A 21,545-nucleotide genomic window follows, 5' to 3' on the forward strand; every position below is an offset into this window, starting at 1 on the left:
ACGGCACGATTTTTCGCATTTTCGGCGACGTTTAGAAAACCGACATTCATTAATGTATGATGCGCTTCGCGCGGTAGCCCAATCCGGGCCGCCGCCGAGATCCACACACTCGACGATGTCGATCGCGCCCCCGCTGCCGGGCCGGTGTTGATCCTTCGTCGCCGACAATTAAGAGAGACCCGGTGGCCCGGCCACGCACGATCGAACGCTCCAGCCTGATACTCAGCCTGCTCGCCGTGGGCGTGGGGATTGCTGCGGGCTATGGTGCCGGCGCGTTTCGCGCGCTGATCGGCCTGTTCCACAATCTCGCCTTCGCCGGCCAGTTCTCCTTCGCCTACGATGCGAACCAGCACACCGCGGCCAGCCCCTGGGGCCCGTGGATCATCGCGGTGCCGATGATCGGCGCGTTGATCGTGACCTGGCTGGTGAAAACCTTCGCGCCCGAAGCGAAGGGCCACGGCGTCCCGGAAGTCATCGACGCCATCTATTACAAGGGCGGCATCATCCGGCCGGTGGTGGCGGCCACCAAGGCCGTAGCCTCGTCGATCTCGATCGCCACCGGCGGCGCGGTCGGCCGCGAGGGGCCGATCATCCAGATCGGCTCGGCGCTGGGCTCCACCGTCGGCCAGCTGGCGCTGCTGCGCGAATGGCAGCGTAATACGCTGATCGCCTCCGGCGCGGCTGCCGGTATCACCGCCACCTTCAACGCACCGCTGGGCGGTGTACTGTTCGCCATCGAGATCATCCTGCCGGAGACCTCGGGCCGCACGCTGATCCCGGTGCTGCTATCGACGGGCTCGGCCGCTTTCGTCGGCCAGAGCCTGTTCGGCACCAATCCCTCGTTCAATATTCCGGCGCTCGGCAACGACGGGCTCGTGCTCAATTCGCCCCAGCTGCTGGTCACCTATGTCATCTTCGGCGTGCTGCTCGGGCTGGCGGCCTGGCTGTTCACGCGCAGCATCTATTGGTTCGAGGAAGGCTTCGAGAAGCTGCCGGTGAACGACTACGTCCGTCATGTCGCCGGCATGGGCATCGTCGGCGTGATGATGTACCTATTCATGATCTACGGCGGGCATTACTACGTCGAAGGCGTCGGCTACGCCACGATCCAGAACATTCTGGAAGACGTGCTCACCAACCCCTGGCTGCTGTTGCTGTTGTTCGGCGCCAAACTGCTGTCCACCTCACTCACTCTCGGCTCCGGCGCCTCGGGCGGCGTGTTCTCGCCCGCGCTGTATCTCGGCGCCACGCTCGGCGGCGCGTTTGCCGTGGCCATGCAGCATGTCGCGCCCGGCTTCCACCTGGATGTCGCGACCATGGCCGTGCTCGGCATGGCCGGCGTGGTGGCGGGCTCCACCGGCGCCGCGCTCACCGCGCTGGTGATCATCTTCGAAATGACGCGCGATTATCACGTGATCATCCCCATGGTGATCATCGTGTCCATCGCCTATGGCGTGCGCCAGTTCCTGATGGCCGACACCATCTATACCTTCAAGCTGACGCGCCGCAACCACCCGGTGCCCGGCTCGCTGGAAACCAACCTGTTCATGCTGCGCAAGGCCTCGGATTTCTACGATCCGCGGGTCGTTCGCGTGGGCAGCACGCGCGGCATGGCCGAGGTCCGACGGCGTTTCCGGCGCTTCGGCCGACAACATCCCAATGTTCTGGTGCTCGACGCCGAGCAGAACATTCAGGCGATCTTCTCCTCGCGGCGCCACTATCGGCTCAAGGGCCGCGGCGGCATCGGCATCCGCAGCTGGGTCGACGAGCACATGGAAACCGACTACATCGTGGTCGGTGCCGAGGACATGATCTTCGACATCGTCGGTCGCCTGCGTGCGGCCAACTGCGAAGTGGCGCTGGTCACTGCGGACGGCAACATGACCCACCCGCGCGAGGTTCAGGGCGTGCTGACGCTGTCCGACGTGGCGCGCTCCTCGCGTCTGGCCCGCCAGATGGAGCGCCGGCGCAAGCCCCGCCCCACACTCAAGCCCAACCGCGGCGACAAGACACAGTCTGCGCCCCGGGCCGAACCGGTAGCCGAAGACGACGCTTAGCGGACGGCCGGTCTGCCCCGGCATGCATTGGGCCGGCGCTGACGCGCGAACAGCCGCCTGTCGGCGATACACGCGTCGACGGCCGTGCAAGCCGGCCACAATGCCGGATTGATGCGTAGGCCCAGGGCGGCCCGGTGTTGTGACGCGACCGCGCCAGGGGCTAGATTGCAGGCTGGATTAATCGCTTGCTCGTCATGACCCAGACCGTTCTGATCTTCTCCGACAGCCTGCCCGAAGACCAGAAGCGCCGGCTGGCCGAACGCTACCAGCTGGCCGACTTTTCCGGCTACGAGGACCCGACAGCCGCGCCCGGATTCGACGATGCGCTGGCCACCGCCGACGGCGCCATCGGCGTGAACATGCACTGGCCCGCCGCGACCATTCATCAGGCGCGCCGCCTCAAGGTGCTATCCAGCGTGTCTGTCGGGGTCGACAAATACGACGTCGACGCGCTGTCGAACCAGGGTATCGCGCTGGGGCATACGCCGGACGTACTCACCGACACCACCGCCGACACGGCGATGACGCTCATCCTGGCCACCGCGCGCCGCGTGGTCGAGCTGGCCGAATGGGTCCGCGCCGGGCAATGGACGGCGCCGATCGGGCGCGATCAGTTCGGTGTCAATGTGCACCACAAACGCCTCGGCATCATCGGCATGGGCCGCATCGGCCAGGCCATCGCCCGGCGCGCCGCCTTCGGGTTCAATATGGAAGTCGTCTACAGCAACCGCTCGCGCAAACCCCGGGCCGAGGCTGAAATCGGCCTGCGCTACGTCGAATTCGATGACCTCCTGGCGGACTCGGACTTCGTCTGCGCCGTCGTGCCGGGCACCGACGAAACCCATCATATGTTCGACGAAAAAGCATTCGAACGGATGGCGCCGCACGCGATCTTCATCAACATCGCCCGTGGCTCGGTGGTGGATGAAAACGCGCTGGTCGCGGCACTCGACGCCGGCGGCATCCGCGCGGCCGGTCTGGATGTGTTTCAGGACGAACCGGTCGGTCCCGGGCATCCGCTGATCGGCCGCAACGATGTGGTCGCGCTGCCCCATATCGGCTCCGCAACCGCCGAAACGCGACACGCCATGGCGCGGCTGGCGGTGGACAACCTCATCGCCGGGCTGGTCGGCGAAACCATGCCGGCCTGCTACAACGCGGCCGATCTCGGGCGCTGATCGGCTACCACGCGGTCCGCCAATCGTTGCGGCCTTAGCGCTTCGTTCCCGAAGGCTTTGATCCACGGATTGACACCGATTCACACAGACTGAAGACAAGGGATGACGGCGCTGGGAGTGCCGCGCACGATCAGCGCTGCCTTCCGATCTGTGTCGATCCGCGTCGATCTGCGGACAAAAAGAGCCCCGGATTAACCTCCGAAACGCACCATGCCGCCGCGAAGCAACTGCCTCCGCGAGCGCTTCTTTCCGGAAGGCATGGGTCCGCAGATCGACGCAGATTCACGCAGATGAAGACGGAGGATGACGGCGCCGGCTGTTCGCGCACGAGCAGTATGCTCGTTCCTGATTATGTCGAAGTTCAGTCAAAGGCTTGGCGAAGGGATTGCTCGCCCACCTGAAGCAGCAGTCAGTGCCTTGACCTTCTTTCTTATTTGCGTTCATTCGCGTGCATTTGTGGACCAAACGCCCTCGCTTATTCAACCAGCCGGGTGTCGTACATAATGAAGTTCTCTTTTATCTGCGTGAATCTGCGTTGATCTGTGGATAAAAAAAGAGCCCCGGAGAAACCTCCGAGGCTCACCGGGTCGACCGCGAAACGTCAGCTCGCCAGCGCCGCCAGGCCGCCGCGCTGACCGGTTTCGTCGCTCTCGCGCGAGAGGTTGATGGCGCTGATGATGGCTTTCATCGAAGCGGACAGCGTATCCGCATCCTCGGCCACGGCCGGGATGCGGATGGTGCCGGCCTTGAGCTGGACGAAGGCGATCGCGTTCGCGTCCGAACCCGAGGTCAGCGCATGCTCGGCGTAGTCGGCGATGGCAATATCGTCGCCCGTGTAGTCGTTCCAGGCATGCACGAAGGCCGACAACGGCCCGTTGCCCGTGCCTTCGAGCGTGAACTGATGGCCATCCTGCGCCAGGGTGACTGAGACCTTCTGGCCTTCACCGACACGGCGCACGCTGTAGTCCACCAGTGACACCGGATGCTGGCGATCGAAATGTTCGAACAGCAGGTGACGAATCGCGGCCGAGCCCAGCTCGCCGGTGACCTTCTCGCTCTCGCGCTGTACGTGCGGCGCCAGCGCCAGCATCATCCAGCGCGGCAGGTTGATGCCGTAGTCGCGCTCGAGCAGGAAGGCCATGCCGCCCTTGCCCGACTGGCTGTTCACACGGATCACGGCCTGGTAGTCGCGACCGATGTCGCGCGGGTCGATCGGCAGATAAGCCACCTGCCAGGGCTCGTCGTCGCCCTGTTTGCGCAGCGACTTGCGGATCGCATCCTGGTGGCTGCCGGAGAAGGCGGTATAGACCAACTCGCCCACCCAGGGATGGCGCGGATGCAGGGGGATGCCGGTGCATTCATGCACCACCTTGATGATCTCGTCCGGATTGGACAGATCCAGCTCCGGGTCCACACCCATGCCGTAGAGATTCATCGCCAGCACCACGATATCCATGTTGCCGGTCCGCTCGCCGTTGCCCAGCAGGCAACCCTCGACGCGCTCCGCGCCCGCCAGCATCGCCAGCTCGGCCGCGGCCAGCGCGCCGCCGCGATCGTTGTGCGTGTGCACGGATACGATCACCGAATCGCGGTTCCTGATGTGCTGGCAGAAATACTCGATCTGGTCGGCATGATGATGCGGCCCGACCTGCTCTACCGTGTTCGGCAGATTGAAGATGATCCGGTCCTCGGGCGTGGGCTGCCAGACATCCATCACCGCCTCGCAGATGCGCACCGAGAAATCGACCTCGGTCTGCGAGAAGCTCTCTGGCGAGTATTCCAGCCGCCAGTGCACGCCGGGGCGCGCCTCCGCGTTGGCCTTGACGCGCTTGGCACCCGCCACGGCGATATCGATGATGCCGTCCTGATCCATCTCGAACACGCGCTCGCGCTGAATGGTCGAGGTGGAGTTGTACAGATGGATGATCGCCTTGGACACACCTTCCAGCGATTCGAAGGTCTTGTCGATCAAATGGTCGCGACACTGGGTAAGCGCGGCGATGGTGACATCCTCGGGAATCTGGTCTTCATCGATCAGCCAGCGCACGAAGTCGTAGTCCGGCTGGCTGGCCGAGGGAAAGCCGACCATGATTTCCTTGACGCCGATATCCACCAGCAGCTGCCACAGCTTCTGTTTCTGCTCGACCGTCATCGGCTCGAGCAGCGCCTGATTGCCGTCGCGGAGATCCTCACTCACCCAGATCGGCGCGCGGGTGATCTCGCGCTCGGGCCAGGTACGATCGAAACCGGTCACGCGCGGCGCCGGCTTGTATTTGCGATGGTCGAATCGGGACATGACGAAACTCCTGACGAATACGAACGCCGGCAGCCGCCGACGATGAGTTCATGATACGCGCCCAGCCGCGGCAGATGATTGCCAACTATGGCGCGCCGACACGGGTTAAAGGTAGATTATTCCCAGATCACAAACTCATATAGAATAAAATTGCGCCGCCATGGCCGATAACCGAAACAGCGAATTCCCCGACCGCTTCGACCGCCGCATCCTGGAAATTCTTCAGACCGAGGGCCGGATCAGCAATCAGGCCCTGGCGGAACGCGTGAATCTGTCACCGTCGCCCTGCCTGCGGCGGGTGCGCGCACTGGAAGCGGCCGGGCTGATCACGGGCTATCGCGCCACGGTCGACGATCGCAAGCTCGGCTACGGCCTCAACGTGGTGTTGATGATCCGCATGGACCAACACACGCCGGAGCGATTCGAGGAATTCGAGACCCGCATCGCCGAGCTGCCCGAGGTCCAGGAATGCCTGTTGATTACCGGCCAGGAAGCCGAGTATCTGCTGCGTATCGCAGCGGTCGATATGGACGATTATCAGCGCCTGCTGCTGCAGCACATCACACGCATACCGGGCGTTTCCGGCGTCCATTCGAGCTTCGTGCTGCGCCGGGTATTGCAGGATCGTGCATTGCCGCCACGCTCGGCCACCTGAGGCCGGGGAGTCGTCAGCCGCGGTTCATGCATTGCCATGCCTAATTCGGAAATCATGCCTCGCGCGTTACCATCCGGGCCGAGGGCCAGATGACTCAAGAAAGGGTACGCCATGAAACAGATCACATTCGGCTTGCTGCTCATCGTCGCCGCCACCTTCGGCCTGGCCGGCTGCAACACGATGGCGGGCTTCGGCCACGACATGAAGGATGCGGGCCAAAGCATTCAACATAGCGCCGAGAAGCACAAGCCCAGCGGCGATCAATAAGCCGCACGACATCCCCGCCGGATAGGACCGACCGCCGCCCTGCCGGCGGTCTTTTGCGTTCAGGAGCGGGAGAAGGTCAGGCCATCAAGTAACGACGTCAGACGCTTGAAGGCTGTCTTTTTCGTCATCGGCGGGGTGGGATTGCCGGGATAGACGCCAGGATTCGTGCCATCGACGATCAGATCGATGGCGTAGCAATGGCCATGCGCGACGCCGCGATAGGCGTGCCGCATCAGGTAGTGGTTCATGCCCGCATCGCCGGTGTCGCGGCGCTTGAACGTCACGCCGTCAATCACGACTCGTGAAACCGCGCCCGCGTTGCCGTCGTCGGGCAGCGCGCAATGGTGGAACGCCTGGCTCGCGTCGCTGGCGCCGAGTCGCAGCTCGCCCGACGTGAGCTTGTTCGATTGCGGCAGCGTCAGCGTGAGCAAGCCCTGGCCGGGCACGCCGTGGGCGGCATCCGGATTCCAGCGCTGCTGAAGAAAATAGCCGCTGGCGAATCCGTGGCGGACCTTGAGCGTGGCCGGATAAACCATCGCCACATCATAACGGGCGCTGTCGAAGCGTGCCGCGCCCGGGCCGGGCTTCGCCGGCGCATGCGCACATCCAGCCAACCCCGTCAGCACGACGCCGGCCAGCAGGCCGCCTATTGCCCTCCGCAGTTTGTTCACGGCTCGCTCCTGTTCCAATCCGGCCGACACGGGTAAGCATGCGTTCCAGTCTTTCTGTATACTACACAATGTTTCCCGCCACTCTTTCACGCTCGGAGTCTCATGACCCAGGTCGAGGCCATGTTCGAGCGCTACGGGCCCAAATACCGCTTGTACGTCACCGTCACGGTGCTGCTCGGCCTGGTTGCGCTCGGCATGTCGATCACGATCGTCAATGTCGCCACGCCCTATATCAAGGGCGCGTTCGGCATGAGCGCGTCGCAGGTGCAGTGGTTGTCGACCGGATTTCTGGCGGCGACCACGGTCACACTGCTGATCTCGCCTTGGCTGATGGCCGCCTTCGGCCAGCGCAAGACCTATGTTGGCCTGCTGCTGGTATTCATTGCCGCCTCGTTCATGGGCGGCTGGGCCACCGGCATGAGCATGATCATCGCCGCGCGCGTGATTCAGGGCGCGATGACCGGTGTGATCCGGCCGGTGGCGCTGGAGGCCCTGTTCGCGGTCTACCCGCCGGAAAAACGCGGGCTGGCCACGGCCATCTACGGCATGAGCCTGGGCCTGCCGCTGACACTGGCCAGCGTGGTGGGCGGCTATCTGGTCGATCATTTCAACTGGCGCTATGTGTTCTTCGTCGTGTTGCCAGTGTGCGGGGCCGCGATCCTCATGGGCCTGATCTTCCTGCCCGATCGCGAAGAGAGTGGACGCAAACCCAAGCTGGACTGGATCGGCGCCACGGTGCTGTTCATCGCCATCTTCACCGCGCTGGCCGCCATCGCCAACGGCCAGCGCTGGGGCTGGGGCGACGCCGCCATCCATTGGCTGGAGGCGATCGCGATCGTCGGCACGGGGTTCTTCGTGTGGTGGGAGCCGCGCCAGGAACGCCCGATTCTCGATCTGGATATCTTCAAGACACGCGAATTTCTGGCCGGTTCGATCGTACTGTTCCTGTTCGGCGGCGCCTTCTATGGCGTGATGTATCTGCTGCCACAATTCATGGACGCGATTCTGAGCTACAGCCCGATCACCTCGGGCGAGCTGTTCGTGCCCTCGACTTTCGTGCTGGCCGTGCTGGTGCCGCTGGTGGGGCGGTTCAGCGACCGGATCCCGACACACTGGATCACCGTGCCCGCGCTCACTATCACCGCCTTCGCCACCTGGCGCTTCGCCCAGTCCGACTGGGACACCTCGTATTTCTATCTGAGCCTATCGATGGCGCTGGTCGCCACCGGCATGGCCACCGTGCCGCCGCCGACGCTGTCGCGCTCGATCGGCTCGCTACCGCCGCGGCTGATCGGCTACGGCTCCGGTGCCATCAATTTCGCGCTGCAACTCGGCGGCGCTTTCGGCACCGTCGCCCTGGTGGCGATGATCGACCGCCGCACCGCCTTGCACAGCGCCCAGCTGACCCATCAGGGCCTCACACCGGGCAACCCGATGGCCATGGAAGCCATGCGCCAGTACGGCGAAATCGCCCATCGCACCGGCACATCGGACGTCTATCGCCAGGCCGCCGCCAGCGACATGCTCTCCCGGGTGGATGCCACCTGGGCGACCATCTATGCCTATCAGGATTGTTTTCTAATGGTCGCCGCCGCGCTGGCCGCGGTGATCGTACCGTCCTATCTGCTATCCCGTTGGGGGCAGCAGCGGGCCGCCGCCCGGGCCGAATAACCGTTTCCGACACGACACCACCACGTTATGGCCGACTCCAAAGACAATCAGTCCGTTCGCGAGAACCCCAGATTCGGGGCACTGCGCAAGCGCCAGCTCAAGCTCGTCGCCATCATCATCGCCGCGGTGGTGATCGTGGTCTGGCTGGGCTTCTGGCTGTACCACCGCGTCACACACGTCAGCGAAAACGATGCGCACGTGGCCTCGCACGAGATTACGGCCTCCTCGCGGCTGGCCGGCCGGGTGACCGGCTTCGACCTGATCGAGGGCGACAAACTGGCCCAGGGCGACAAGATCGCGCAACTCTACAGCACGCCGGATAAACTGGAACTCGACCAGATCAATGCCCAGATCGCCAATATCCAGGCGCAACTGCGGCTGGCCAACCAGCAGATCGCCGGCGGCGTGAAATCGGCCAAGGCCATGCTGGCCGCGGACACGGCGGCCATGCATGCCGCGAAGTCGCGCATGGAGAAGGCCCACGACAACTACGTGCGCGCCGAGAATCTGTACAAGGCCCACGGCGGCACGCAGAAACAGCGTGATATCTATCGTTACGACTATCATTCCGCCCAGGCCGACTACAAGAAAGCCCAGAGCCAGGTGCAGCAGGATCAGGTGGCGGTAGCCAACGCCCGCACCGGCCTGCTCGCCGGCGGCCGGATCACCAACCCCAACGTGCTGCAGACCCAGCTCAAACAGGCCAAGGCCAAGCGCGCGCACGAGCAGAACAAGATCGACGACCTGACCGTGACGAGCCCGATTCACGGCATCGTCGACAAGACTTTCATCGAGCAGAACGAATACGTCTCGGCCGGCCAGCCGATTTTGATGATGCACGATCCCGGCGATGTCTGGATTGAGGCCAACATCAAGGAAACCGAGATCAGCGACCTGGCGGTCGGCCAGCCGGTCGACATCTCGGTCGATGCCCGGCCGAACACCACCTACAAGGGCCACGTGCAGGTCATCGGCGGCGCCGCAACCAACCAGTTCGCCCTGCTGCCCAACCCCAATCCATCCGGCAACTTCACCAAGATCACCCAGCGCATCCCCGTGCGCATTGCAATCGACCAGGGGCCGAAACCGAAGCTGGCGCCCGGCATGATGGTGGAAGTGGACATCGACATTACCGGCAACGGCACCACGAACCAGCGTGCCCAGCAGAAGCCGATCCCGACCCGCGCCGAACAAATTCCGTCGGACAAGGCCAACGCACAGCAACCGAGCCACTGATTGCCGACGCGCGGCCCGCACCAAGGGGCCGTGTAGAAGGCGCGCATCAACTTCGGCCGCCCAGGCCCCTGTTGATCTCCGGCCTGCGCTCGCTGTTCCGGGGCCAGATCGTCGCGGCGGCCATCGCCGGAATACCGCGCGTCGTCATCGTGAACTGGCTGATCCAATAGCCCGCGCCGGCATCGGCCGGGCGGCGTCTATCGTAAGCTCAAATCATGGTCCGTTTCGACGCTGCATTGATGACCGAAAAACATATTCTCATCCAGGGCGGCGGGCGCGGTCTTGGCCTGGCCCTGGTTGGACGCGTGCTCACCGATCACACGACCGTGGTCACCGCCACGGCCCGCGATCCCGAATCCAGCGCCGACCTGGTGGCTTTACGAGACAGCTACGGCGATCGGCTCGCGCTGCAGCCGCTCGACATCACCGATGAATCGAGCATCGAAGCTGCCCGTGTCGCGGCGGCCCAGCGCCACCCGCGCCTCGATCTGATGATCACCTGCGCCGGGCTGCTGCACGACGAAGCCCGCGGTATCCGGCCGGAAAAGAAATTATCGGAGCTGGACCCGAACCATCTCGCCACGAGCTTTACGGTCAATGCCATCGGCCCGGCGTTGATGATCAAGCATTTCCACGACCTCATGACGCACGGCGACCGCGCGGTCATCGCCAGCATCTCGGCCCGCATCGGCTCGATCTCCGATAACGGCACCGGCGGCTGGTACGGCTATCGCGCGTCCAAGGCCGCGCAGAACCAGTTCACCCGCACTGCCGCGATCGAACTGGCACGCCGTTCGAAAAACCTGATCTGCGTCGGTTTGCATCCGGGCACTGTGGACACCGGCCTGTCCAAGCCATTTCAGAAACGCCTACCCGAGGGGCAACTGCAACGCCCCGACCAGGCCGCGAAGCACCTGCTCGGCGTCATCGCCGGGCTCACGCCCGACGATACCGGCCTGCTATTCGACTGGGCCGGCCAACCCATCGCACCGTGAAGCCACAGGGCATCCATAGCGACCAAAGCAAAAATACTCGATCCGATTTCGCAATAAAAAACAGGTTGCAACCGATACTTTTTTGCTATCGACAAACGGCCCTCATACTATCGCCTTATTTCCACCAGGCGGCGATTGAAGGATTCTCGGGCCCGTAGACACAGCGCCCTGGCGCCGTGTCCTGGGCAGAGCGAGCCGGCAAGACCGAAAGGTCGATAAGGCCATCGCATCGAAAATCCCACACAAAAAAAGATTCGGCCGTCACGGTCAGTATCGGAGGAGAATCCCGTATGTCGCGTCTCACATCCTGCAAGCGTTGGGCCGTGCTGGGCGGCACGGCCCTCGCATTGACGCTTAGTGCCCCGGTCTGGGCCAAGCAATACACCGTCGCCTTCGTACCCAAGCTGGTCGGCATCCCCTACTTCGCGGCCATGAAGAAGGGCATGGACAAGGCGGGCAAACGGTTCGACATGAAGATCGTCTACCAGGGCCCGAGCTCGGCGGACGTGGCCCAGCAGGTCAATATCGTGTCCAGCCTGATCAATCAGGGCGTGGATGCAATCGGCGTCGCCGCCAACAGCCCCACCGCCTTCGGCCCGATGGTCAAAAAGGCCCGCAAGAAGCACATCGTGTTCTATTCGACCGACTCGCAGGTCGCCGCCCAGGGCAATCAGCTGCGCGTATCCCAGGTCAACGACAAGGCGCTCGGTTACAAGGTGATCGACGTTCTGGCCGAGCAACTCAAGGCGCAGAACGGCCAGGCCAAGGGCAAGATCGCGTTCGTCTCGGGCGGCTCAACCGCGACCAACCTGAACACCTGGATCAAGTTCATGAAGGAGCGGCTGAAGGACAAGTACCCGAACATCAAGCTGGTGGACGTGCAGTACGGCGGCGAGGACGTGACCAAGGCCACCAACATCACCAACCAGCTGATTTCGGCCTACCCGGATCTCGACGGCATCGTCGGCATCAACACCACGGCCGTGCCGGGCGCGGCCCAGGCGGTGCTGACCTCCGGCAAGAAAGGTCAGATCGTGGTCACCGGCATCTCCGATCCGAACACGATCCGGCCGTACGTGATGAATGGCACGGTCAAGAAAGTGGTGCTGTGGAACCCGGTCGATCTCGGTTACCTGACCGGCTGGGGCGTCAAGCAGCTCCTCGCCGGCAAGTCGTTCAAGCCGGTCAACGACGTGCCGGGCCTCGACCACAAGATCAAGTACAACCCGCAGACCAAGACGCTGCTGCTCGGCCCGCCGATGGTGATCGACAAGTCCAACATCCAGCTGGATTTCTGATCCGCTGAACCCCCCCCGGCCGGCCAGTTTGGCGCCGGCCGGCTGGTCAGCCACGAGGGCCGAAATGGCGAGCTTCGAACTGCGTGGCGTGGGCAAACGCTTCGGCGGCGTGCGCGCGCTGGACAACATCGATATCCGCTTCGAGTCGAACCGCGTGCATGCGCTGCTCGGCGAGAACGGCGCCGGCAAGTCCACGCTGATCAAGATCCTGACCGGCGCGATCGCGCCCACCACCGGCGAGATCCGCGTTGACGAAGCGACCGTCGCAATCGACTCGCCGCGCCACGCCCAGGAACTCGGCATTGCCGCCGTGTATCAGGAGCCTACCGTCTATCCACATATGACGGTTCTGGAAAACCTGTTCATGGGCCAGGAGCTGCGCGGCACGGCGGGCATGCTCGACAAGCGCGCGATGACCGCTGCCGCCAGCCCGTTGCTGGAACGCCTGCGCCTGCAGCCCTCGATTCTCTCGCGGCGCATGTCGAGCCTGTCGATTGGCTATCAACAACTGGTGCTGATCACCCAGGCACTGCTACGCAATACGCGCCTGCTGATCTTCGACGAGCCGACCTCGATCCTGTCGCGCGAGGAAACCGCGCGCCTGTTCCAGATCATCGGCGAACTGCGCGCGGCCGGTACGGCAATCGTCTACATCACCCACCGCATGGAAGAAGTGCACCAGATCGCCGACGAAGTAACCGTGCTCACCAACGGCCAACGCCGCGGCACCTATGCCATCGACGATATCTCCACCCAGCAGATGCTGTCGCTGATGACCGGCGGACAGGGCGGCGCCCGGGAACGCGATCGAGCCGGCGCCGACGACGCGCGCGACCACCCGCCGATGCTCGAAGTCGAGCATCTGAGCGTGAACGGCTACTGCGACGACATCAGCTGGCAGCTGCCAGCCGGTTGTGTCACCGGCCTGTACGGGCTGGTCGGTTCGGGCCGATCCGAAGCCGCGCTGGCGATCTACGGCCATCTGCGGCCCAGCGCGGGCAGGGTAAAGCTGGACGGCGACACCATCCGGCCGCGCCACCCGGCCGAGGCGATCAAGCTGGGGCTGGGCTATCTGCCGGAAGATCGCCAATTCCAGGGCGTGTTTCTCGACAAATCGCTGGAACAGAATCTCACGTCGAACGCGCTCGGCGGCTTCTCGAACGCCCTCGATCTGCTCGACCTGGCCGGCATGCGCCGCTTCACCACCGACCTGATGAATCGCTACAACATCAAGGCCCCCGATGCGGACACCCCGATCGGCGCGTTGTCGGGCGGCAACCAGCAGAAGGGGCTGTTCTCGCGCTGGGCCAACCTGCCGCTGAAAGCCCTGATTCTCGACGAGCCGACCCGCGGCATCGATATCGGCGCCAAGGAAGAGATCCATCGTTTCGTGCGTCATCTGGCCGATCGCGGTATGGCGGTGGGCGTGATCTCCTCCGATCTGGACGAAGTGCTGGCGGTGGCCGATCGCATCATCGTCATGCGCGAAGGGCATATCGCCGAAACTTTCGAGCACGGCCCGTTCACCGCCGAGACCGTACTCGCCGCCGCCATTGGTTCGGCGACCGGCGCCAAGCGCCCGCAAGCCGAGACCACCGAGGAGACGCACTGATGGCCGCGAACGCCGCTGGTTTCCGCGGGTTGAACTGGATCAACATCTCGGCCCGCGAGCTACTGCTGATCGTCGGCGTGATCGTGATCACGGCCGGCATCGCCATCGGCTCGCATGGCAATTTCTGGGCCGCCTCGAACCTGACCAATCTGATGATCACCACCGCGATCACGCTGGTCCCCGCCGTCGGCATGACGGTGATCATCCTCACCGGCGGCATCGATGTATCGGTGGGCTCCATGCTGGGGCTGGTCGCGGTCGCCGGTGGCACGGCCTTCGAGCACGGCGTCGGCCTGGCTGCCGCCACGCCGGTCTTCCTCGCGGCCGGCGCCATCCTCGGCTTCGTCAACGGCGCGCTGATCACCTATGGCCGCGTGCCGCCGGTGATTGCCACACTGGGCACACTTAGCGTCTATCGCGCGGCCGCCTTCATCTTCCTCGGCAATCACTGGATCACCATGATCCCGCCGACGGTCACCGAAACCATGGTGCTAACCCAGCCGCTAGGGATTCCGGTGGCGGTCTGGATTTCGCTGCTCGCGCTGGTGATCTGCATGGTGTTTCTCGCGCGACTGCCGCGCGGCCGGCATGTGTTCGCGATCGGCAACAACGAAAACGCGGCCCGCCTCAACGGTATCCCGGTCGAACGCATCAAGCTGGCCGCCTATACGCTCACCGGCGTGCTGGTCGGTATCGCCGCGCTGATGAGCCTGGGCCACAGCCCGATGGTGCAGACCACCACCGGTACCGGCTTCGAACTGACCGTGATCGCGGCCGTGGTACTCGGCGGCACCGAGCTCACCGGCGGGCGCGGCTCGCTGTTCGGCACCCTGCTGGGCGCGATTCTCGTCGGGCTGGTCGACAACGGCGTAGTGCTGCTGCACATCCAGCCATTCTGGTCGGGCGTGGTGCTCGGCGTGATCATTCTCGTCTCGGTGGGCTCGGCCACCATGCGACGCGCGGCGGATTGAGGCGTTCATGAATCGCATCGACTGGACCGGCCGGGCGCCGGTACTCATCCTCATCAGCGCCATCACGCTTATCGGCGTGACCATTGGCGCGCCCGGCATCTGGAGCTTGGACAACCTGTTCGCCATGGGCGTACTGGCGGTCGAGATCGGCCTGATCGCGCTCGGCCAGACGTTCGTGATCAATGCCGGCGGCATCGATCTGTCGGTCGGCGCGATCTTCGCCCTGGCCCAGGTGACGATGGGGCTGGCCATGGTGGGCGGCGTGCCCTGGCCTCTCGCGGTCGCGCTCGGGCTGGGCGTCGGGCTCGTCTGCGGCCTGGTCAACGGCGTCGCCACGGTGTGGCTGCGCATGCCGGCCATTATCGTCACACTGGCCACCATGTTCGCGTTCAACGGGGTGGCGCTGGTCATCACGGGCGGCATCGATGTCAGCGGCTTCCCGGACGGGTTCTACGTACTCGGCCAGGGCACCATCGCAACCATTCCGTTGCAGATCATCGCCATCTATCTGCCGATATTGGTCGTGCTGGCGATCGTGCAATGGCGTACGCGCTTCGGCCGGCTGGTGCATCTCACCGGCACCAACGCACTCGCCGCACGGCTCACTGGGATCCGCATCGGCCGCGTCCAGATCGCAACGTTCGTGATCGCTGGCGTCCTGGCCGCGATGTCCGGGGCGATCAGTGCGTCGCGCCTGACCACGGCGCGTCCCGATGCCGGCGCGGTGGACAATCTCGTCAGCATCGCCATCGTGGTGCTCGGTGGCTCGTCGATTTTTGGCGGCAAGGGCTCGGTACTCGGCACCGCGCTCGCCACGCTCGTGATCGCGCTGGTCGACTACGGACTCAGTTTCAACAACCTCAACGCGGTCTATCAATCCGGTCTGATCGGCCTGATCCTGATCGCCGCCGTGTTGATGCAGAACCTCATGCTGCGTATCCAGCAGCGCCGGGCGGCCACCCACTGATGCACGCCCGGAGGGCCATAGGCGTGGTTCGTGCGCTGGGGCGAGCAGGCCCGTTACAAGAAGCTTGAACGCAGCTTGGTGGCACTCAATCAGTGGTAGCCGCCATCATGACTTTTCGCAAGGTTAAACTGAAAGTGAATATTATTTATTAAGCCAGCAAAAAATAGATGAATTTTCGGGTTAATAGCGCGAGTATGCGACCGCATGCTCGCCGCGGTCATTGGCCGCTACGCCTTTGAGGGTGTAGACAAAATAACTGCCGGTAATAAACGCAATATCAGACAGTTACGTAGGCCGGATTAGGTGCTTGCACCGTAATCCGACAGCCAAGCCTCAAAACCCACGGATTGAGGTCGGATTACGCGCTGCGCGCTAATCCGACCTACTTCTAAGGCATTGTTTTCCAAGTCGTTAGACAGAGTAAGGGTTTGTCTACACCCTCTTTGAAAAAAAGACGTAAAGGCGCCGGCTTTTATTTTTTAAGGCGTTGAAAACAGCTGATGAAGTCAGCTGTTTTGATGCCGGATTAATAAGGATAGGTTCCTAGAGTTTGATTGCCGGCAGGTATGGCCTGCACTTTGCCCCGATCGTCCGTTTTACGGCCCCATAATCCGCTGGGGCCGGTGAGAATCAGGGTCACAAGTTCAAGCTGGCTCCGGCAGCTCGTTTTCTCGAAGATCGCTTTCAGATAACTCCGCGCTGTGCTTATGGTCACGCCGGCCGCGTCGGCGGCCTTCGCCAGGTCACATGTTTCGACCAGCCGGGCCGCGAGCCGCGCTTCCGCGCCCGTCAGACCGAGGGCGCCCGCCAGCGCCGCGGCTTGCAACCGAGGCCGCTCCGGTGCCCCGACGAAAACCGCTGATGTCAGTCCCGGGCCCAAGGGGGCCGTGGCCATGCACGCGTACCGCCAAGGTGTGACAAAGGCCACCACCGTATGGCCGACTTCGTGGCGCGCCGCAAGTCGCAGCACGCCCCCATCCGCGGGCAGCAGACCCGACGTAGAGGCGGTGGCGTCGGCCACTAATTGTTGCAGGATGCGGTCACGCCCGGGCTGCACTGCGTGCAGTCGGCGCCCGCGTATTGTCAGCAGCAAACCGCTGCGCACTTCGGCTTCAGCCCGTGCATTGGCAAATCGAACGCTGCCCTGCCGGTCCAGAAAAAACACCGCAACTTTCAGGTTGTCGAGCGCTTGAGCCGCGGCCGAAGACTCGAGCCTGGCGCGGCGCAATGTCTGCCCCAGCCGAATAACCTGCCGGAAATGCGGGATCAGAATACGGAACGACAATTTGTCAGCCAGCGCGAAGGGCTGCCGAAGATGGCAGCGCTGAAGGCCGATCACGATCCGTGTTTCATCGTCCAGGAAAAGATGGCCTCCCATGATACGGCGCTTGTCCGGAGGGGGTGGCAGGTCGTCGCTGTAGAACGCCGCTCGCTCCGACTCTGCCTCGAAAATCAGCTCCGGTACAACAGCCAGATCGTTCGGCGGCATGGCGGACCTCTCGATCGCACCGATGATCGGGTCAAGGTGCACGAAATGCTGCGGGTAAGCAGCAGTGGAGCTGAAGTCGAAGCCATAACTGGCGGTGAACGCCACCGTGGCCCAGTCCGGCGAATAGACTCGGATCAGGCCCGAGTCGGCGTTCAGATATTGACACAACAAACGCACGACACCGGGCCAGGCATCGGGATCCTCCACCGCCTGGTACAGCGTCTCAATCAGGCAGGCCAACGAGGCCGCATCGATTCCGCAACCTCCCACCGCGCCATCCCCCGAGCTCAAGCTACACTCAGTTTATTTTATTTATTGGTATAAACGAGCCTTTTTCACTCGGCAAGGCCGACCTTCGGGTGACATGGCTCGTGTCACCGCGAATGAGTCTGCCATGAGGCAGCCTATTCCCCGTTCATATTCGGCGCACGGCTTACCCGGATCGGGATTTACATTAAAAATAGTGAATTTTCAATAAATACTACAAAAACGCCTCGAAATATCACGGCTAGCGCGTGACACCCAACCGCGTTCATCTGCTTGTGACGTCACAAGGCCAAGCGATAGCCCATAGTGCACGAGCACGCGGGAGACGTGTACGCCGTCCGACGCGGCAACCGAACAAAAAAATCCCGCAATGGCCGCAGGCCCCGGTCAACGAAGCCCGCGCCCGTCATCTGCAATCAGGCGGCTCATGCACGCTCCCTACCCGCGATCCGACGCGCTGGATACGATCAACTATCGGCCGCTCGATCCCACCTCGAAAACGAAGCTCTGTTGTGCGCCGATAGCGCGCCGGTCTACCCGCGCTATGCCCCACATCGAGGTCTTGCCCCGGAACCGCTCAATCCCGCTCAAGGTATTCGCCGGCGCCGGCCTGACTTGCATGTCCAGAGTGCCAACGCCGCCCCGGTCAATGGAAACAAGGGGCGCAACGCTTTCACGGCACCCGCCTGTCACCTTCTGTCCCGTCGCACCATCGCTGCTGGCCGGGCGGCTCGACTTCAGTCACCTCCATTTGCCCGGAGATCCGCTGCAATGAACGTGACATTCAAAAGCCCCCTTAAATAGGGGTATCGCGCTGCCACGGGCTTCGTATTATCAGGAGGAAAACAGCAGACAGTCGACATTCATACGCGGTCGCTTTATTGGATTAGAAATAATGGTCTTTCCCCGATTATTTATCCTGTATTGCTGAATACCAGCGGCGCCACGAAGTCGTCAAACAGCCCACTCCGACCAGCGAGATTAAGGGATAACGTTATGTTTCAAGCAACACTCGGCTCATCAAGACGATTCATCCCTCCCGGCGGTGATTTCGCTATCGCCCTCGCTGTATGCGACCCCGATGGGGATGACAGTGGAACTTCCCTAGAGTACTCCGTCAGTGTCAACGGTATAACAAGCATAAGCGACCGATCGGTCGGCACGCTTCCGTTCCATACATCGCTCTCCAGGCACGATCTCTTAAACGGTCTTCCGACTTATATCCAAGACGCACTTAATCGCTCTGAAACGATCATTAACGTCCAGGCTTCCCTCTACGTCCCTGGAGAATTACCGTTTCCAGGACCAGGGGGCGGACGGCGAATCTACTTGCTAGAGGGGTGGTCCAATACCGTTCATATACAAGTCGGTGAGCCAGGTTCCCTCGAGGATATCCATTTCTTGGACCAGCACGGGGATATAATCCACCACGCTGCAAACTGGAACGAGCCTTATTTTCTCGCTTTCTCTGTTCCGAACCCAGAAAACTCTCCTGTGACGTATGAGTTAACCGTGAGTGAACAGGACGTTGGAGGGGATGGGACTTGGACCCCTATAGTGAGCGGACCGGAGGCGATCCACTTGGAACCCCGATCAAGCGGAGTCCACCGCGTCCGTATCTCAAAGAAGGACTGGCATTGGATGACGGCCGAGATAGTCACAGGCCCCGAATCCAAGAGGTATCGCTACCGAGTCGAAGTCTCCGGTCATGACGCTTACGGTAACCCTCTGACCAGCGCGCCCCGCGAAGCCATGATCCATGTGAGAGTGCCGGATCACAAGTGGGTCTGGGGATTTAGTGCCGTGGCCCAACTCGGCTGGAGCGTTACGGACCTAGCCTTGTCGTTTATTCCCTTCCTGCGGTGGACTGCGATCACGGCAGCAGTCCACGAAATCAGCGCAGCAGCGATGGAAGCTATAGCCGAGGACCCACCCGATCCCGACAAAGAGTACTCGAAACCTACTAAGCCCGATTTGCCCGCGTCCCTGAGTGGCGTCCCCAGCGCATTCGTGCACTACACTGCGTTGGCAGAAATAACACGAGAAATCGCGGTGAGAAGGCAGCACCTTTTTGCAGTAGAGGCGAAAATCCTTGGGGCGATTGAAGCCAAAGACACGAAAGCCGAAAAGAAGCTTGTGGAGCAGTACGCGAACGAGCTTGGACAGATCGGCAAACGTTACCGTGAAATGGTAGACCACCTAGAGCCTGCGATGAAAGAGCATGTGTCGGCCGGCACATTTGACCCGGCCAATACCGCAAAGGTGGTTGCTGCAGCTGCCTTAAGGGAAATGGGCTCACCCCTGTTGAAGAAAAACCTTCCAAATAGCGATTTCGCAGAGATAGCCAAGAAGATACATGAGTTGGAGAATCAACTTGATGCTAGCAGCAAACAGCTCGCGATTACGGTACCTGACCTGCAGCCCGCGCCCGAGAACATTGCCCAAACTATGCGAAAGGCAGTTTTGATGCTCGGCCGCGCTATCCAGGCAACTGTGAGTGATTCCATGGGTCGCTATCTCTTGATCAACCCGGAATATTTCGGCGGGAAACCCCAAAGCGAAAAGCAGGCCCTAACGCCGTTCACGATGGTTGACTTTCCCAATGAGGTGATCACTCGCCTAGACACCAAGCCGCCTGCAAAGGCTAAGAGCTAAAGTAATGCCCCAACCGCGAGGTCGACAGCCACAACGTGGTGCTTCTCGCAAAACGTCGGCGTCGACCCCGCGGTACCTTTTTCATGCACATGAGTCCTGCCCGCGCCGGTTGCATGTCCGGTAGGCTCAAGCCCCGTGGATCAAAAAACTGACCGCGAGCCTGCATTCGCTCAACCACGACATATGAGAATTCAAGGCTCGCCCAAGCTGTCCAGCAACCGGGTGGCAAACGCGGACAGTAGCCTCGCCGCCAGACGTCGTGGAGTCATCTGGCGGCGACGTTGACATAGACCTGATCCCGCCCCAATGCATCCACCATCTCCGGCGCCGTCAGCGGTTTGAACCGCGTGAGCCGTGCGCGAGTTCATCCATCTCGCGCATGGTGCACTCAAACACCAGACGCCCGATTAGCCCCGAGGCACCACATGAGTCCCCTGGTGCTGAGTGTGCGATGGTATCTAATAGATCAGCCGCACCCCCAGCGCTGCCAGGCGTTCGATCCAGATCGGGCCCGGCACTTGATCGGTCACCACCACGTCGATTTCGGGCAACGCACAGATCTGGACCAGTGCATCGCGATCGAACTTGCTGTGATCGACCAATAATGCGGTTCGCCGGGCATGCGCCATCATGACCCGCTTGATCTGGGCTTCATCGAGATTGGATTCGAGCACGCCGGCTTCGGCGTGCAGCGCCTTGCAACCGATCAGCGCCCAATGCACGTTGAAACGGGCCAGCGATTCCTCGGCCAGCCCACCCACGAACGCCAACGACTTCTTGCGCAGCTCGCCACCCACCGTGATCAACGCATGGTCGCTCTCTACCCCCGCCGCGGCCAGGCGCAGGGAATTGCTGATCAATTGCAGATCGCGCCGTCCGGCAAGCGCGCCCAGCATCTCGCAGACGGTGGAACTGGAATCGAGCATGACGGCATCGCCATCGGCAATGAGCGGCGCCGCCTTGTGCGCGATGCGCTGCTTGGCCGCGCGATTGACCGCCTCGCGGGTGAGATAGGGCAAATCCTGACTGCGCTCGACGATGGCGACCGCGCCCCCGTGGGTGCGCTCGAGCACGCCTTCGGCCTCGAGCTTTTCCAGATCCCGGCGTATCGTTTCACGGGTGACCCGAAAGCGCGCCGCCAGATCGGCCACACCGACCTTGCCGTCGGCCCGCAACACATCGAGGGTTTTCTGTTTTCGTTCCGCGGGCAGCATCATCCCCACACATCAGCATCAAACCGACGACGGCCAACGCCGCCGG

At 62.5% G+C, this 21,545-nt stretch carries 16 protein-coding genes; 12 read left to right on the forward strand and 4 right to left on the reverse strand.

From position 1 onward, the window contains the following. Nucleotides 1–182 precede the first annotated feature (182 nt). The gene (locus SALB1_RS05465; protein ID WP_109992942.1) at nucleotides 183–2,057 is read left to right on the forward strand and encodes a chloride channel protein; all 1,875 of its coding nucleotides are present in this window, start codon (nucleotides 183–185) and stop codon (nucleotides 2,055–2,057) included. Between the two features lie 194 nt (nucleotides 2,058–2,251). After that, nucleotides 2,252–3,235: a D-glycerate dehydrogenase gene (locus tag SALB1_RS05470; RefSeq protein ID WP_109992943.1), complete on the forward strand. Its 984-nt coding sequence runs from the start codon at nucleotides 2,252–2,254 to the stop codon at nucleotides 3,233–3,235. Between the two features lie 601 nt (nucleotides 3,236–3,836). Here SALB1_RS05470 and SALB1_RS05475 read toward each other — a convergent pair. Beyond that, the gene (locus SALB1_RS05475; RefSeq protein ID WP_109992944.1) at nucleotides 3,837–5,531 is read right to left on the reverse strand and encodes a 2-isopropylmalate synthase; all 1,695 of its coding nucleotides are present in this window, start codon (nucleotides 5,529–5,531) and stop codon (nucleotides 3,837–3,839) included. Between the two features lie 160 nt (nucleotides 5,532–5,691). Between SALB1_RS05475 and SALB1_RS05480 the strand changes: the two genes are divergently transcribed. Beyond that, on the forward strand, nucleotides 5,692–6,186 hold the full coding sequence (locus tag SALB1_RS05480) for an Lrp/AsnC family transcriptional regulator (RefSeq protein ID WP_109992945.1): 495 nt from the start codon (nucleotides 5,692–5,694) through the stop codon (nucleotides 6,184–6,186). Between the two features lie 111 nt (nucleotides 6,187–6,297). Further along, entirely contained in the window at nucleotides 6,298–6,453 is a 156-nt protein-coding gene (locus SALB1_RS05485; RefSeq protein ID WP_109992946.1) for an entericidin A/B family lipoprotein, read from the forward strand. Between the two features lie 59 nt (nucleotides 6,454–6,512). Here the strand turns inward: SALB1_RS05485 and SALB1_RS05490 are convergent, their stop codons facing one another. After that, the gene (locus SALB1_RS05490) at nucleotides 6,513–7,214 is read right to left on the reverse strand and encodes a hypothetical protein (protein WP_145961238.1); all 702 of its coding nucleotides are present in this window, start codon (nucleotides 7,212–7,214) and stop codon (nucleotides 6,513–6,515) included. Between the two features lie 12 nt (nucleotides 7,215–7,226). Here SALB1_RS05490 and SALB1_RS05495 point away from each other — a divergent pair, with 12 nt between their 5' ends. The 7 genes from SALB1_RS05495 (at nucleotide 7,227) to SALB1_RS05525 (ending at nucleotide 15,874) form a co-directional block, all read left to right on the forward strand. After that, nucleotides 7,227–8,795, forward strand: coding sequence for a DHA2 family efflux MFS transporter permease subunit (locus tag SALB1_RS05495; protein WP_109992948.1), 1,569 nt, complete (start codon nucleotides 7,227–7,229; stop codon nucleotides 8,793–8,795). Nucleotides 8,796–8,822: 27 nt separating this feature from the next. Then, a complete protein-coding gene (locus SALB1_RS05500; RefSeq protein WP_109992949.1) occupies nucleotides 8,823–10,031 on the forward strand; it encodes an HlyD family secretion protein in 1,209 nt (402 codons plus the stop codon). 239 nt (nucleotides 10,032–10,270) lie between these two features. Then, entirely contained in the window at nucleotides 10,271–11,026 is a 756-nt protein-coding gene (locus SALB1_RS05505; RefSeq protein WP_109995288.1) for an SDR family oxidoreductase, read from the forward strand. Nucleotides 11,027–11,316: 290 nt separating this feature from the next. Beyond that, on the forward strand, nucleotides 11,317–12,324 hold the full coding sequence (locus tag SALB1_RS05510) for an autoinducer 2 ABC transporter substrate-binding protein (RefSeq protein WP_109992950.1): 1,008 nt from the start codon (nucleotides 11,317–11,319) through the stop codon (nucleotides 12,322–12,324). Between the two features lie 64 nt (nucleotides 12,325–12,388). Next, the gene (locus tag SALB1_RS05515; RefSeq protein ID WP_109992951.1) at nucleotides 12,389–13,936 is read left to right on the forward strand and encodes a sugar ABC transporter ATP-binding protein; all 1,548 of its coding nucleotides are present in this window, start codon (nucleotides 12,389–12,391) and stop codon (nucleotides 13,934–13,936) included. Next, nucleotides 13,936–14,907, forward strand: a complete 972-nt coding sequence (locus tag SALB1_RS05520; RefSeq protein ID WP_109992952.1) for an ABC transporter permease — start codon at nucleotides 13,936–13,938, stop codon at nucleotides 14,905–14,907. Before SALB1_RS05515 ends, SALB1_RS05520 begins: the two co-directional genes overlap by 1 nt. Before the next feature lie 7 nt (nucleotides 14,908–14,914). Further along, nucleotides 14,915–15,874 (forward strand): ABC transporter permease, encoded by a 960-nt coding sequence (locus SALB1_RS05525; RefSeq protein ID WP_109992953.1) that lies wholly within the window; start codon nucleotides 14,915–14,917, stop codon nucleotides 15,872–15,874. 526 nt (nucleotides 15,875–16,400) lie between these two features. On the opposite strand, the gene SALB1_RS05530 is transcribed toward SALB1_RS05525, so the two are convergent. After that, nucleotides 16,401–17,654: a hypothetical protein gene (locus SALB1_RS05530; protein WP_145961239.1), complete on the reverse strand. Its 1,254-nt coding sequence runs from the start codon at nucleotides 17,652–17,654 to the stop codon at nucleotides 16,401–16,403. Between the two features lie 972 nt (nucleotides 17,655–18,626). Between SALB1_RS05530 and SALB1_RS05535 the strand changes: the two genes are divergently transcribed. After that, complete coding sequence (locus tag SALB1_RS05535; RefSeq protein ID WP_145961240.1) at nucleotides 18,627–20,285, forward strand: hypothetical protein; 1,659 nt, start codon at nucleotides 18,627–18,629, stop codon at nucleotides 20,283–20,285. 458 nt (nucleotides 20,286–20,743) lie between these two features. On the opposite strand, the gene SALB1_RS05540 is transcribed toward SALB1_RS05535, so the two are convergent. Next, the gene (locus tag SALB1_RS05540) at nucleotides 20,744–21,499 is read right to left on the reverse strand and encodes a DeoR/GlpR family DNA-binding transcription regulator (RefSeq protein WP_158590638.1); all 756 of its coding nucleotides are present in this window, start codon (nucleotides 21,497–21,499) and stop codon (nucleotides 20,744–20,746) included. Nucleotides 21,500–21,545: the final 46 nt, after the last annotated feature.

It is taken from the genome of Salinisphaera sp. LB1, assembly GCF_003177035.1.
In the GTDB taxonomy this organism is placed as follows: Bacteria; Pseudomonadota; Gammaproteobacteria; order Nevskiales; family Salinisphaeraceae; genus Salinisphaera.